Here is a 13,168-nt window from a genome sequence, read left to right as displayed (position 1 = left end):
GACTTTGGTTTTATCTGTAACTGCGGTTCTGCTGCTGCCTGAATGCATAGCAGACTATATACTCGGCCACTATTGAATAATTTTTCGCGGAGGAGGTACCTGCAATGCGTGTGATTGCCGCCGACCGGACCAAACGTTTGGGCCGTTCACTAGTGTGTGCCGGACTGGCCCTGCTACCCCTAATGACAGCGGTTGCCGAAGAAGACCCCTGGGAGGGTGTCAACCGGGCGATATTTCGTTTCAATGACACCCTGGACACCTATTTTCTGAAACCGGTGGCCAAGGGGTATCAAGCTATTACCCCCCAGTTTTTCGAGGATGGCGTGCACAACGCCTATCGCAACATCGGTGATGTCGGTAACCTGGCCAATGATCTGCTGCAGGCCAAGTTTCATGATGCAGGTGTCGATAGCAGCAGGCTGCTGCTCAACAGCACCATGGGGGTACTGGGGTTTTTCGACGTAGCGACCAAGATGGGGCTTGACCGTAACGACGAAGACTTCGGGCAGACTTTGGGGGCCTGGGGCGTGCAGAGTGGTCCCTATGTGGTTCTGCCGTTCTTCGGGCCAAGCACAGTGCGCGATGCCGGAGGACTGCTTGTGGACTCCTACACCAAACCCTACCCGTATATGGATGACGATATCCAGACTCGTAACATCATGTTCGGTCTCAATGTTGTAGATACCCGCGCCAGTTTGCTGTCGGCGGAGAAGCTCATCACCGGCGACAAATATGTGTTCATCCGCAACGCCTACCTGCAGAACCGCGAGTTCAAGGTGCAGGATGGCAAGGTGGAGGACGATTTCTAAGCCCTTTGTCTTGAAACGCCAATCCGATGCCAGTCTTTCCTGACTGGCATTTTTGCTTTTGCAGTTTCCCCAAACTCGTCAAGTTGAATGTGGCAAGTCGTGCTTTTTATGGTGGCTTGTCATTTCTGCGGTAATGGCAAATATGGTTACCAGTGCACGCTTGAATCGCCAAGCGGATGGGAGTACCGTCTGCGCCGTGAAGCGAACTCACTACTAGCGCTTTGGCAAGGGACGGAGGTGTGCGCGAACCCGATCCCTGGCGCAGTCAGCCCGGATACCCCATGCACAATTCCAGTGCCAAGCTGCTGATAATCGATGACGACAAAGTCGTCCGTGCCAGTCTTGCGGCCTACCTGGAGGACAGCGGTTTTCAGGTCCTGCAGGCCGGCAACGCCCTGCAGGGGCTCGAAGTCTTCGAGGCAGAGGAGCCCGACCTGGTCATCTGCGATCTGCGCATGCCGCAGATCGATGGCTTGGAGTTGATTCGACGGATGGGGGAGCAGCAGAGCGAGACCCCGGTCATCGTCATGTCCGGTGCGGGCGTCATGAACGATGTGGTCGAGGCCTTGCGCCTTGGGGCTGCCGACTATCTGATCAAGCCGCTGGAAGACCTTGCCGTACTTGAGCACTCGGTGCGCCGGGCGCTCGACCGGGCGCGTCTTCGTCTGGAAAACCGCCGCTATCGGGAAAAGCTGGAGGTCGCCAATCGGGAGCTTCAGGCTAGCTTGAGCCTCCTGCAGGAGGATCAGAATGCCGGGCGTCAGGTACAGCTGAACATGTTGCCGGAAACGCCCTGGGAAGTGGATGGATTGTGCTTTGCCCACAAGATCATCCCGTCGCTGTACCTTTCGGGCGATTTCGTCGACTACTTTCGGATCGATGAGCGCCGTCTAGGCTTTTATCTGGCCGATGTCTCCGGTCATGGTGCCTCTTCCGCCTTCGTCACCGTACTGCTCAAGTTCATGACCACACGCCTGCTTTATGAATTCCGGCGTAATGGCGCTTTCCCCGATTTCAAGCCATCCGATGTGCTCTCTCACATCAATCGCGGCCTGATCAACTGCAAGCTGGGCAAGCATGTGACCATGCTCGGTGGACTGATCGATCTGGCCGCTGACCGGCTGACCTATTGCGTGGGAGGACACCTGCCGTTGCCCGTCTTTTACAGCAATGGTGAGGCCACCTACCTGAAGGGGCGCGGACTGCCGGTCGGTTTGTTTCAGGATGCCAGCTATGAGAACTATGAGCTGCAGCTGCCGGCATCCTTCAGTCTGACGTTGGTGTCGGACGGAGTTCTGGATCTTTTGCCGGGTGAGACGCTCAAAGAAAAGGAAGCCGTCCTGCCGGAGCGTGTGAGAGCCGCAGGTGGCAGCCTGGATGGATTGCGTCAGGTATTGGGATTGGCCCAGCTGGGCGAAATGCCAGATGATATCGCCTTGCTGGTGTTGAACAGGAACCTTGCATGAGTACCGGGAAAATCCAGTTCGCCGAGCAAAGCGGCACCTTCGTCCTCAAGTTCATCGGAGAAATCCGGCTGACCCTGTGTTCGGCCTTGGATGACACCATTGAGCGGATCTTCGCTGCCCTCAATTTCTCCGCCATTGTCATCGACCTGACCGAGACGCAGAGCATCGATAGCACCACGCTGGGGCTGCTGGCCAAGCTCTCGATCCTCTCCCGACAGAAGGTCGGCATGCTGCCGACGGTGGTGACGACCCATCCGGACATTACCCGTCTGCTGCAGTCGATGGGCTTCGATCAGGTATTCAACATTGTCGACCGACCGGTTCCCTGTCCGGAATGCCTTTCCGAGCTGCCTTCCCAGGATCAGTCGGAGGAAGTGGTCAAGGCCAAGGTGCTGGAGGCACACCGCATCCTGATGGGACTCAACGAGTCCAATCGGGAGGCCTTCCATGATCTGGTCAGTGCTCTCGAGCGCCAATAACCCCTGATCTTCGGCTGGCGGGGCGGCGACCCGGTAGCGCCGCCCGCCTCGCGTGTCAGACCTTTCCGCCCAGCAGTGCCTCCAGCTTGAGCTGATCACGGGCAAACAGGCGGATGCCTTCGGCCAGCTTCTCGGTGCCCATTGCATCTTCGTTGAGCGCCCAGCGGAAGGTCTGTTCATCCAGCACCTGGCGGGCTTCCCCGCTGGTACCGGGAGCCAGCCTGCGCTCCACTGGACCTTGCTCCTCGGCCAGTTGTTGCAGCAGTTCGGGACTGATGGTCAGGCGGTCGCAGCCGGCCAGCTGTTCGATCTGCCCCAGATTGCGGAAGCTCGCGCCCATCACCACGGTTCCGTAGCCGTTGGCCTTGTAATAGTTGTAGATGCGCGTGACCGACTGCACGCCGGGATCCTCCGCTCCGGCAAAGTCACGTCCCTCCGCCTTCTTGTACCAGTCGTAGATGCGACCGACGAAGGGGGAGATCAGGAACACCCCGGCATCGGCGCAGGCGGCGGCTTGGGCGAAGGAGAACAGCAGGGTCAGGTTGGTCTGGATGCCGGCCTGCTCCAGTCGTTCGGCCGCGCGGATACCCTCCCAGGTAGCGGCGATCTTGATCAGCACGCGTTGGCGAGCGATACCGGCCTGCCCGTAGAGTTCGATCAGCCGTTCGGCCCGGTCTATGGTGGCTTGGCTGTCGAAAGACAGGCGCGCGTCCACTTCGGTGGAGATGCGCCCGGGAATTACCTTGAGAATCTCCTGGCCCACGGCGACAGCGAAGCGGTCGCAGGCCAGTCCGAGGTCGCCAGTACAGCCTGCCACCGCCTGTTCCAGCAGCCCGGCGTAGCGGGGCAGGGCAGCGGCCTTGAGCAGCAGGGAGGGGTTGGTGGTGGCATCGACCGGCTTCAGGCGGGCGATGGCGTCCAGGTCGCCGGTGTCGGCGACCACCGTGGTGTATTGCTTGAGTTGCTCCAGCTTGGATGTCATGAGCTCTGTCCTTTTGCGATTGCCTGACCTTACCCGAGCACCGGACCGCTCTCAATGGGCAAGTCGCTGGCCTGTGCGGGAGGGTCGTGGAACGGCTAGCGCTTCGATGCCTGTTGCGGCGCAACGTTCCCTGCAACTGCCTTCAGCGCCCTTCGAGCAGGGCTGCCGCCTGCTCGAACAGCTCCAGCGGATCGCTGGCCTTGTGAATGTCCACCGACAGCAACTGGCGAAAGCGGCGCGCTCCAGGAAAGCCCTGTCCCAGGCCCAGCACGTGGCGCGTGATGTGGTGCAGGGCGCCGCCTTCGTCCAGGTGGCGCTGGATATAGGGGCGCAGGCGCTCCAGCGCCTCGCGCCGACTGATCGGGGGGAGAGGACTGTCGAACAATTCCCGGTCGACTTGGGCGAGCAGATAAGGATTGTGGTAGGCCTCGCGCCCGAGCATCACGCCGTCGAAGGTCTGTAGTTGCTGCCGACACTCCTCGAGGGTCTTGATCCCCCCGTTGAGAATGATCTCCAGATCGGGAAAATCCCGCTTGAGCTGTGCAGCCACCTCGTAGCGCAATGGCGGTATCTCGCGGTTCTCCTTGGGCGACAGCCCGGCGAGGATAGCGATGCGGGCATGCACGATGAAGCTCCGGCAGCCCGCTTCACGTACCTGGCCGACGAAGTCGCAGAGCTCGGCGTAGGAGTCCCGGCCGTCGATGCCGATGCGGTGCTTGACCGTGACCGGAATGGCTACGGCATCGCGCATTGCCTTCACGCAATCGGCTACCAGCGTTGGGTGACCCATCAGGCAGGCGCCGATCAGGTTGTTCTGCACGCGGTCGCTCGGACAGCCGACATTCAGGTTGACTTCGTCGTAGCCGGCTTGCTCGGCCAGTTTCGCGCAGGCAGCCAGTTCGGCAGGTACGCTGCCGCCCAACTGCAGTGCCAGGGGATGCTCCATCTGATCATGGTGCAGGAAGCGCCGGGCATCGCTATGCAGCAGTGCGCCACTGGTGACCATCTCGGTATAAAGGAGGGCATATTGCGACAACTGCCGGAGAAAGAAGCGGCAATGCCGATCGGTCCAGTCCATCATCGGCGCCACGCAGAAGCGGCGGGACGGCTCAGGGCGCGTGGTTTCTGGGTTCTGGCTAGTTTTCGTCGGGCTTTCGGCAGTGGGCATTTACGTGGATTTTCTGGTGTTTTCGGGCGTTTCTAAAAGGTCGGTGGTAAAATTTACCACCAGGTAAATCAGATTTACCACCGACCTCGAAGGGTTTTCCACCATGGCCACCATCCGTACCCGGAAGAACAAGGACGGCTCCGTGATGTACACCGCGCAGATCAGGATCAAGCGCGATGGCGTCCAAGTCTATCAGGAGAGCGCGAGCTTCAGTCGCCGGAAGGCGGCCGAGGCTTGGGCGAAGCGACGGGAAACCGAGCTGAGCGAGCCTGGCGCATTGGAGCGCGAGCGGCGCGGTGGCAGGGTCACTCTGGCGGAGATGATCGACCGCTATATCGGTGAGCGCGACCCTAAAAATCCGCTCGGCAAGACCAAGGAGGCTACTTTGCGTGCCGTGGCTGCTAGCCACCTGGGAGGTCTGCTCGAGTGCGAGCTCACAAGTCAGGCCTTGGTCGACTATGCGCTGTGGCGCATGAGTCCGGAAGGCGGCAGTGTGAAGCCGCAGACCGCTGGAAACGACTTGTCGCACATAGGCGCTGTGCTGACCATCGCGCGGCCGGCCTGGGGCTATGAGGTTGACGCGGGTGCGATGGCCGATGCGCGGCGGGTGATCAAGAAGCTTGGCTACAACACCAAGTCGCGCGAACGCGATCGCCGCCCGACGATCGCCGAGCTGGGCTCCTTGCTGCAGCAGTTCGTGGCGGTGCAAGCGTCGCGCCCCACCAGTCTAGCCATGGCCAAGGTGGTGGTATTCGCGCTGTTCTCGACGCGGCGTCAGGAAGAGATCACCAGGATTCGCTGGGATGACTTGGACGAAGCACGGCAGCGGGTGCTGGTGCGCGACATGAAGAACCCTGGCGACAAGTGGGGAAACGACGTGTGGTGCTCGCTGCCGGACGAAGCCTGGGCAATCGTGCAGAGCATGCTACGCACCTACCCGGAGATTTTCCCGTACACGGCGGATGCCATTCAGGGGGCGTGGAGCCGGACGTGCAAGATCTGTGGCGTCGAGGATCTGCACTTCCATGATCTTCGCCACGAAGGCGTCAGCCGGCTGTTCGAGATGGGCTGGGATATTCCGAGAGCCGCGAGCGTGAGCGGGCACCGTAACTGGACGTCCCTGAGGCGATACACGCACCTGCACGAACAGGGCGACAAGTATGCTGGCTGGGAGTGGTTGCCGAAGGTCATCGCCATGTCGGTGACCTTCGGGGAGTGGGTTGATCGGCGCAAGCGGTCAGGCGCGGCGGCGGTTTAGCGTTTCGCACTCACGAACGGCGTCGGCGCGCCTGGCGTCGATGTACTGGGCCAGGTCGGTCAGGTGGACCCCTTTCGCAGCTTTCTGTCCTCCCTCCATGCGCACGATCGGCAGGGTGATCTGACCGGCCAGCGCCTTGCGCTGGAATTGATCGGCGGTCAGGTTGAAATAGTCGCGGCAGACCCATTCAAGAGGGATGATCGCCTGCCCGTTGTACTGGGCCATCAGCAGGAATGCGGTATTCACCGGCGTTTCTCTCCCTTCTTGCTCTTCTTCTTTCCGCCATGGGCGGTGGCTCGCCAGCTGACGAAGGTGGCTTCGTTGGTGCAGGTCATGCCGCCTCCCTGCCTTTGCCGCTTGGCAGGGCGATCCGGTGTCGCTTGGCGATCTTGCGCAGGGTTGTGGTGTTGAGGCCGGTCTTGCTGCGGATCATCCGTGTACTCATGCCGATTGCGGCGTAGGCGCGGATGCGGTCGGCAAGGGCCAGCTCTTGGCGGGTGATCTCGGTTTTGCTGGCTCCCGGGATTCCGGTGTCCGAGTGGTCGCGCCAGTGGGCCGGGGTGAGGCCGGCTGTGATGTCGGCCGGCTGGTCGATGGTGCCGCCGGCGGCAAGGTAGTCGGCCGTGGCCTGGGCGAGCTGCTGACGGAGCTTGTCCTGCTCGCGGATGGCGTTGAGGTTAAGCATGGCCAGCCTCCTGCCGGATGCGCTCCAGCCGGTCCAGCCGCTCGATCTCCGCCAGTATCAGCGCCCCGGCTTTCACCAGGTCGCGGCGGGCGGTGGTGGGTTTCCAGCTGTAGTCGCTCCACGGCCAGCGCGGTGGCGGCTCGCAGGTGTCGTGGCCGATGGCGTGCCAGTAGGCCGAGGTGGCGTAGCTGGCGGCGGCGCTGGCGAGTTGCCCGCGGGTGTATTGGTCGTCGTGCTCGGGGCATCACTGTTCCTGTTCGATCTGGCGGCGGCGCTCGGTGAGCACGTCGCGGGCCGCAAGGCTGGCTGCCTCGGGAAAGGGGCTGGCGTAAAGGGGCGTCAGCGACTGTTCGCCGTTGGCCGCGCCGTCGAGTTGCGAACGGTAGACGCCCGCCGCGCCGAGCCAGGCATAGGGCTGGATGCTGTCTTTCATGCTGCTACCTCCTGCCGTTCCGCCCCGAGGGCCGCAGCCAGCTCGCGCAACTGGTGGGCGACGGTACGGGCGTCGCGAGCCTTGCGCGTGGCGGTCATGGCGGCAACGTTCGCTGCACCATCGGCACCCTGATCGACAGCCAGGGGGTGGTGATTCCGGCCACCAAGCGCTCGCGCGGGCTGGACGATCCGCGCTTCCCGGTGACCGAACTGATCGTCAACGCCTTGCGGCACGACCTGAACCTGCTGGTCTACGAGCATTACCTGCGCAACCCGCTCAGCACGCCCGCCCAGAAGGCGCGGGCGCTGGGCTATTCCGGCACCAGTGCCTACTACCGGGCACTGGGGACGGCGCACGAGCACGTGCGGGCGGAGCTGGTGAAGAGGAGGGCTGCGTGATGGGCGGGGCCTCGAATCACGGCCGTTTTCCGTCCCCGCGCACGTCGTTTTTATCGACTTTGGCTGGTGGCTTGGAGTGTCCCGCTCGCGCATCGGAGACGAAAGCCTCCAGTATGTCGTTCATCCGGGTCTGCCAGCCGTCCCCGGTGCTCTTGAAGAACTCCACTACCTCAGGGTTCAAGCGGAGTGTCACCTGGGTTTTCGGGTTGGGTTTGCGCGGCCGGCCGCGGCGGATCAGTTTGTCGCCATTGAACAGATCGGCCTCGGCAATCCAGTCATCGGTGATTTCAGGCGCATCGTCCGGATCAATCCAGGAGATGGCGGACTTTTCGTTGCTCTTTTTCATGCATGTGCCTCATCGATATGATGCGGCGCGCTTCGCCGCGAGGGGTCCAGGTTACGGCGACTAGTCGGTCGTCATACCAGCCGACGGTGTTGTAGCGTTCCTCGCCGTAGTCTTCGCGGTTATCGCGTCTGGTCAGGTGTTTGCTTTCGAAGATTTGGCCGGCTCTGCTGAAGTCGAGCCCGCGCTCTTCCATGGTTTTGGCCGCTTTGGTGGGGTCGAATTCGATTTCCATGGCTTATTTTCTGTAACTACAAAAATAGTCTATAGCCATGGGGTAAGCGGAGCAAATCCGGTCGATGTAATGCCATCGGATACGCGGTGGAATATCACTGCACCGTTGACCTGTGCTGGCCTCGGGCCTATCCTCCGGCCTGTCACGGCAAAATCCGTGACCGGGTGTGGAAGCCCGAATCAGTACAGGCGCGATAGCGCCCCCAAATTCGCAGGCGCTTTTTTTGTGCCCGCGAAACGCTTTATGGCGGGCCGCGTAGGGGAGCCTTCGGGCTCGCCGGGTTCCTGTACCCCGGTCTTCCACACCCTGCGCGGTTCGTCACCAATCTCCGTGTGGAAGCGGGCGGTGGCGAACTCCTCACTCAAGTACAGGAGTTCAATCATGCTCAATCACGCCCCCAGTCCGTCCCGGACGCCCATCACTTGTTCCCAGACCTTCGCCGATTACGCCCCCGGCAACCGCAAGCTGTTTGCGGTGCAGTCCGGCGTGCCCGTGCGCGAGGCTCTGGAGTATGCCGCATCGCTACTCGATACCTCTCTGAGCAATGCCCACGAAGTAGCGCAGGAGGAAGGCGACAACAAGGCGTGGATCACGGTTTATCTGTTGGAGTCAGCTCTGGCCGTCGTGAATGCTGCTATCGGCGGTCTGCGGGATGAGGAACGCAATCAATGAGCATGCCCATGGAGTTTTCGTTCGAGGGGAAAGGCGTTCGCGTCGTGATGATCGATGGCGAGCCGTGGTGGGTAGCCATGGATGTGGCTGAAGTGCTTGGCTACAAAGATACGGAGGCCATGACTCGTCGTCTGGATGATGATGAAAAGCAGAACCTACGAAACGTAGGTTTTGGAAATCGCGGTGCCACCATCATCAATGAGCCTGGCCTTTATAACGCTATCCTTGGCAGCCATAAAGCAGAGGCAAAGCGCTTCAAGAAGTGGGTGACCAGCGAAGTGCTGCCCGCGCTGCGGCGCAACGGTATGTACATGGTGCCCTCTGCGCAGCCTGACGAAGTCCCGGCGCCGCTGTCCGCCCGTGTGGAGGCGGACGAGATCGTGAGTGCCGGCCGCGCCTTCCGGTCCTTGTTCACTACCGCTCGCTACATGGGGATGCCGCGCAAGTTGGCGGCGACACGGGCCAATCTGGCTGCCCAGCGCGCGACAGGTGTCGATCTGGCCGCCGAGCTGTCGGCATCCGGTTGGCTCGAATCCAGCGATTTACCGGCACCGCAGCAAAAGCAATATGAGATGCAGCAGCAGATACGAACCCTGCTGCAGGAGCGCGACTGGCCTCAGGATCTGACCGTCGCTCTGATCCTACAGGGCATCGGCAGGCCCGATCTGGTGAGTGACAGGGCCACGCAGATACTGGTCGGCCAGTGCATGCTGCTGCTTGGATATCGGCGTGTACGCCTGCCTGCGAGCCGTCCGAACGGCATCCGCCCTTGGGGCTATCGCATTCCGGAGGGGCGCGGCTGATGCAAAGGTGCGCCTCTGCCTGTCCCGTCTGTCCCATTGCGCCAAAGGCAATGGGACAAGTGCAGGGCGTGCCGTTAGTGGGCCTGTCCCGTGTCCCATCGCATACACAGCCCGCGCATGTATGCGCCCGAGCAAATGCGCGCAGGCGCGCAGCGTGTATTTCCCACTATCCCCCTATATATAGACTTCAGATATCAATGGGACATGGGACATTTCTATATAAATCAATAAGTTGTGGTGCCCTATCTGATTTTCTCGAATAGGACGAATGGGGTGGGAAGGGAAAAGCGAAATCCAGATAGGGAGAATTACCGACGTACAGGGGACGTTCGCCGGACGTAACAGGGATATTGAGGGTATGGCAGTGAAAAGGGCTTGCTGCCATGGGAATCGAGGGGTAGAAAGTCGCTAATTTCAAAGAGGTGCGGGCGCGGCAAGCGGCTCCACCCGATCCAGCAAACCCGGCCACCGCGCCGGGTTTTTCGTTTCTCCGGTGCTGTGGGGTTCCCCGCCCTGGTCACCAGCACCGCGCCGGCGCAAGCCGGCACCTATCGCTGCGGCCGGCCCGGGTTCAGGTCGACAGCGCCGGCAGGATGACCAGCACGGCGCTGACGACGATGAGCAGCAGCCCGAGTTTTTCCCGGTGGGAGACCTGCTCCTTGAGCCAGTGATGCGACAGCAGGAGGGTGAAGAACACCTCGATCTGGCCCAGGGTCTTCACCAGTCCGACGTCTTCCAGGTTGACCGCGGTGAACCAGCACAGGGAGGCGATGGAGCTGGACAGGCTGATGCGGAAGACCAGCGAGGGACGTTTCCACAGCTTCACCAGCGTCTGCGGGTCGCGCAGGGCCAGCCAGCCGGTCAGCGCCGCGACCTGGATGCTGATGGTCCACACCAGGGCCCAGGCGGCGGTGTGCATGAAGGGCAGCTGCAACTGGTGGCAGGCATCGCGCACCCACAGCGTGGTCAGGGCGAAGCACAAGCCGCTCGCCAGGCCCAGCAGCAGGGTCGCGAGGTCCAGCGTGCCGGGTTCGCTGCGCCCTTTCATCAGCCAGACGGCCACCGAGCCGACCATGACGCCCAGCCAGCCGACCGGGCCGAGCAGGGCGCCGAAGAAGATCGAGCCCAGTACCGCGGCCAGCAAGGCTTCGCTCTTGGCCAGGCCGACGCCCGTGGCATAGCTGCGGCGCTGGAACAGCAGCACCATGAGGGCGGTGGCGAAGATCTGCGCGAAGGCGGCGGCCGCTACGTCGAAGACGAAACGGCCGCTGAACTGCGGCAGTTCGGCGGGGGCGCTGGCGTACAGCAGCACCAGGTAGAGCACGGCCAGCGGCAAGGCCCAGATGAAGCGCGCCAGGGTCACGCCCAGCGCATTCACTTCGCGGCTGAGCTGTTTCTGCTGGGCGTTGCGCAGTGCCTGGGTGAAGGCGGCTGCCAGGGTGAAGGGGATCCAGAGCATAGAGAGACCCGCGTGCAAAAACGGCACAGGGTCTGGCCCATTCGCTCGGGCGTCAAGTCCGCTGGCAGGCCGTCTGAGCGTCCGTTGGGCCGCTGTTCCCGCTGCGGCGGGGTTTTTCTATTTCCGTCCGATCGGTAAGGAGCGCTGATGTCGACCGAGCAGCACACGCTGGCTGACATGCCTTTCTGGATGCTGGTTCTGATCTCCATGGCCGGGCTGTCCGGCGAAATGCTGCGGGCGTCCCGGGGCAACCTGACCCTGGGGCAGATCCTGCTGCGGGTGGTGCTGCGCTTCTCCGCCTCGGCGCTGCTCGGCATCGCCTCGATGCTGTTCGCCGTGGCCTTGTGGGGCAACCACCTGATCGCCGGTGGCATCGGCATTGTGGTCGGGGTGATCGGCGCGGATGTGGCCGGCGGGCTGTATGCACGCTGGCTGGCGAAGCGGGCGGGGCTGGGCGACTTGCCGCGCCCGGATCGGGAGGCGTGAGCCGTGTTCTCGATTAGGCGTTCCGGCCTCGATGAGGCGTTCGCCGCGCTGGACCGGCTGGCCGGCGATCTGCCGAAGCGGGCGCTGGCCGATGCGCTGAACCACACGGCCAACCAGGCGCGGATCGCGCTGCGGGCCGAGATGGAGAGCGTGTTCGACCGGCCGACGCCGTTCACCCTGAATGCGCTGCGCATCCTCAACGCCAGGCCCGATTCGCTGGAGGCGGCGATCTGGGTGAAGGACGACAAGGACAACAACGCCAAGGGCCAGGCGCCCGAGGATTGGGTCGCGCCGCAGGTGTTCGGCGGGCCGCGCGTCGACAAGAAGAGCGAGATGCTGCTCAGGCGGCGGGGCATCCTGCCGGCCGGGCGGTTCGTCGTTCCGGCCGAAGGGGCGCGCCTGGATGCCTACGGCAACATGAGCCGGGCGCACATGATGCAGATCCTGTCGGGGCTGCGGCTGCTGAATCGGCCGGGCTACACGGGCGATGCCTCGAACAACTGGCACTCGTTCCGCAAGGGGCACGCCAAGGCGTTCTTCGTCATGCGCCGCGGCAAGGTGCCGATCGGCATCGCGGAGCGGCGGGGCAGGACGCTGCAGATGGTCCTGGCCTTCGTCGGGCAGCCCAGCTACCGGCAGCGGCTGGACTTCCATGGGATCGTCCGGCGCATGGCGGACGAGCGGCTGGCGGTCAACGTCGACAAGGCCGTCACCGATGCCCTGGCCGGCAGGCTGCCGACCAGTTTCAGGCGAAGGCCGCAGGCCTGGCCCATGTAGCCGGGGACCCTGGAAGCCAGCCATCGGCAAGGGTAATTCGAACCACGTTCACGCAGTAGCGGCTGGGTCCGGAAGTTAGTTAACGGGGGTTAACGGGTTAACGATTGCCGGTGAACGGTTAACAGGTGTCGTCATGATTGCACTGAGCAAGTCCGAATTCGCGGCGCACAAGGGCTGGTCGAAGCCCTACGTCTCGAAGCTGGCCAAGCAGGGCCGGCTGGTCATGACGGCCGACGGCAAGGTCGACGTCGCAGCGACCGAAGCTCTGCTCCAGCGCACCGCCGACCCCAGCAAGGCCGGCGTCGCCGACCGCCACCAGCGCGAGCGCATCGAACGCGGCGTGACCGCCCACTTGACGCCCAACGCCCCGTCACTGGATCCGCCGCCCAGAGTCGACGAAAACGAAGGCATCGACTTCCAGAAGGCCCGCGCCCGCCGCGAGCACTACCTGGCGCGTCTCGCCGAGAACGAGTCCCGCAAGAGCGACGGCGACCTTGTCGAGCGTGCGGCTGTCGAGAACGCCGCCTTCGCCACCGGGCGGATGCTGCGCGACCTGCTGCTCGGCCTGCCGAAGCAGATCAGCGCCGAGCTGGCTGCCATCAGCGACCCCTAGGAACTCGAACGCCGGCTGACAGCCGGCCTGCGCCGCGTCCTCGAGGACGCCAACCGCCTGAGCGCCGCCGACCTCGAACACGCCATCAAGCCGCCGAGCTGA

Annotated in this window: 17 protein-coding genes and 1 pseudogene; 10 read left to right on the top strand and 8 right to left on the bottom strand. The window is 62.8% G+C overall.

Annotated elements, in window-relative coordinates; genetic code table 11:
- Positions 1-104: 104 nt before the first annotated feature.
- The 3 genes from EV691_RS01465 (at position 105) to rssC (ending at position 2,754) form a co-directional block, all read left to right on the top strand.
- Positions 105-809, top strand: coding sequence for an MlaA family lipoprotein (locus EV691_RS01465; RefSeq protein ID WP_131297837.1), 705 nt, complete (start codon positions 105-107; stop codon positions 807-809).
- Positions 810-1,090: 281 nt separating this feature from the next.
- Positions 1,091-2,275 (top strand): two-component system response regulator RssB, encoded by a 1,185-nt coding sequence (gene rssB, locus EV691_RS01460; protein ID WP_131297838.1) that lies wholly within the window; start codon positions 1,091-1,093, stop codon positions 2,273-2,275.
- Positions 2,272-2,754: an anti-sigma factor antagonist RssC gene (gene rssC / locus EV691_RS01455; RefSeq protein ID WP_039803507.1), complete on the top strand. Its 483-nt coding sequence runs from the start codon at positions 2,272-2,274 to the stop codon at positions 2,752-2,754. The genes rssB and rssC overlap by 4 nt, the downstream gene beginning before the upstream one ends.
- 55 nt (positions 2,755-2,809) lie before the next feature.
- Here the strand turns inward: rssC and tal are convergent, their stop codons facing one another.
- On the bottom strand, positions 2,810-3,736 hold the full coding sequence (tal, locus tag EV691_RS01450; protein ID WP_131297839.1) for a transaldolase: 927 nt from the start codon (positions 3,734-3,736) through the stop codon (positions 2,810-2,812).
- 142 nt (positions 3,737-3,878) lie between these two features.
- Positions 3,879-4,904, bottom strand: coding sequence for a tRNA dihydrouridine(20/20a) synthase DusA (dusA, locus tag EV691_RS01445; RefSeq protein WP_131297840.1), 1,026 nt, complete (start codon positions 4,902-4,904; stop codon positions 3,879-3,881).
- 103 nt (positions 4,905-5,007) lie between these two features.
- Here dusA and EV691_RS01440 point away from each other — a divergent pair, with 103 nt between their 5' ends.
- Positions 5,008-6,162, top strand: coding sequence for a site-specific integrase (locus EV691_RS01440; protein WP_207390165.1), 1,155 nt, complete (start codon positions 5,008-5,010; stop codon positions 6,160-6,162).
- Here the strand turns inward: EV691_RS01440 and EV691_RS01435 are convergent.
- The 3 genes from EV691_RS01435 to EV691_RS01425 all read right to left on the bottom strand — a co-directional run bounded on the left by EV691_RS01435 (position 6,142) and on the right by EV691_RS01425 (position 7,280).
- Positions 6,142-6,408 (bottom strand): pyocin activator PrtN family protein, encoded by a 267-nt coding sequence (locus tag EV691_RS01435; RefSeq protein ID WP_131297841.1) that lies wholly within the window; start codon positions 6,406-6,408, stop codon positions 6,142-6,144. The two genes, EV691_RS01440 and EV691_RS01435, sit on opposite strands and share 21 nt — an antisense overlap.
- A gap of 85 nt (positions 6,409-6,493) precedes the next feature.
- A complete protein-coding gene (locus tag EV691_RS01430) occupies positions 6,494-6,847 on the bottom strand; it encodes a hypothetical protein (RefSeq protein WP_131297842.1) in 354 nt (117 codons plus the stop codon).
- Between the two features lie 244 nt (positions 6,848-7,091).
- Positions 7,092-7,280 carry a hypothetical protein gene (locus tag EV691_RS01425; RefSeq protein ID WP_131297843.1) on the bottom strand — a complete coding sequence of 63 codons (189 nt, stop codon included), beginning with the start codon at positions 7,278-7,280 and terminating at the stop codon, positions 7,092-7,094.
- A 53-nt stretch (positions 7,281-7,333) separates the two neighbouring features.
- Between EV691_RS01425 and EV691_RS01420 the strand changes: the two genes are divergently transcribed.
- Positions 7,334-7,678: a hypothetical protein gene (locus tag EV691_RS01420; RefSeq protein WP_131297844.1), complete on the top strand. Its 345-nt coding sequence runs from the start codon at positions 7,334-7,336 to the stop codon at positions 7,676-7,678.
- 16 nt (positions 7,679-7,694) lie between these two features.
- On the opposite strand, the gene EV691_RS01415 is transcribed toward EV691_RS01420, so the two are convergent.
- Both EV691_RS01415 and EV691_RS01410 read right to left on the bottom strand, forming a co-directional pair.
- On the bottom strand, positions 7,695-8,024 hold the full coding sequence (locus tag EV691_RS01415) for a BrnA antitoxin family protein (protein ID WP_131297845.1): 330 nt from the start codon (positions 8,022-8,024) through the stop codon (positions 7,695-7,697).
- A complete protein-coding gene (locus tag EV691_RS01410; protein ID WP_131297846.1) occupies positions 7,984-8,256 on the bottom strand; it encodes a BrnT family toxin in 273 nt (90 codons plus the stop codon). Before EV691_RS01410 ends, EV691_RS01415 begins: the two co-directional genes overlap by 41 nt.
- A 381-nt stretch (positions 8,257-8,637) precedes the next feature.
- Between EV691_RS01410 and EV691_RS23215 the strand changes: the two genes are divergently transcribed.
- Together EV691_RS23215 and EV691_RS01400 are read left to right on the top strand one after the other, a co-directional pair.
- The gene (locus EV691_RS23215; RefSeq protein ID WP_165496528.1) at positions 8,638-8,928 is read left to right on the top strand and encodes a DUF3077 domain-containing protein; all 291 of its coding nucleotides are present in this window, start codon (positions 8,638-8,640) and stop codon (positions 8,926-8,928) included.
- On the top strand, positions 8,925-9,731 hold the full coding sequence (locus tag EV691_RS01400) for a BRO-N domain-containing protein (RefSeq protein ID WP_131297848.1): 807 nt from the start codon (positions 8,925-8,927) through the stop codon (positions 9,729-9,731). The genes EV691_RS23215 and EV691_RS01400 overlap by 4 nt, the downstream gene beginning before the upstream one ends.
- 571 nt (positions 9,732-10,302) lie before the next feature.
- Here the strand turns inward: EV691_RS01400 and EV691_RS01395 are convergent.
- Positions 10,303-11,190 (bottom strand): EamA family transporter, encoded by an 888-nt coding sequence (locus EV691_RS01395; protein WP_131297849.1) that lies wholly within the window; start codon positions 11,188-11,190, stop codon positions 10,303-10,305.
- A 147-nt stretch (positions 11,191-11,337) separates the two neighbouring features.
- On the opposite strand from EV691_RS01395, the gene EV691_RS01390 reads away from it, so the two are divergent.
- The 3 genes and pseudogenes from EV691_RS01390 (at position 11,338) to EV691_RS01380 (ending at position 13,168) form a co-directional block, all read left to right on the top strand.
- Entirely contained in the window at positions 11,338-11,676 is a 339-nt protein-coding gene (locus EV691_RS01390; RefSeq protein WP_131297850.1) for a phage holin family protein, read from the top strand.
- Positions 11,677-11,679: 3 nt separating this feature from the next.
- The gene (locus EV691_RS01385; protein WP_131297851.1) at positions 11,680-12,453 is read left to right on the top strand and encodes a hypothetical protein; all 774 of its coding nucleotides are present in this window, start codon (positions 11,680-11,682) and stop codon (positions 12,451-12,453) included.
- A 133-nt stretch (positions 12,454-12,586) separates the two neighbouring features.
- Positions 12,587-13,168 (top strand): annotated as a pseudogene (locus tag EV691_RS01380) (terminase small subunit).

The sequence above is a fragment of the Azotobacter chroococcum genome, assembly GCF_004339665.1.
Taxonomy (GTDB): Bacteria; Pseudomonadota; Gammaproteobacteria; order Pseudomonadales; family Pseudomonadaceae; genus Azotobacter; species Azotobacter chroococcum.
This window is presented reverse-complemented; position numbering and strand designations above follow the sequence as displayed.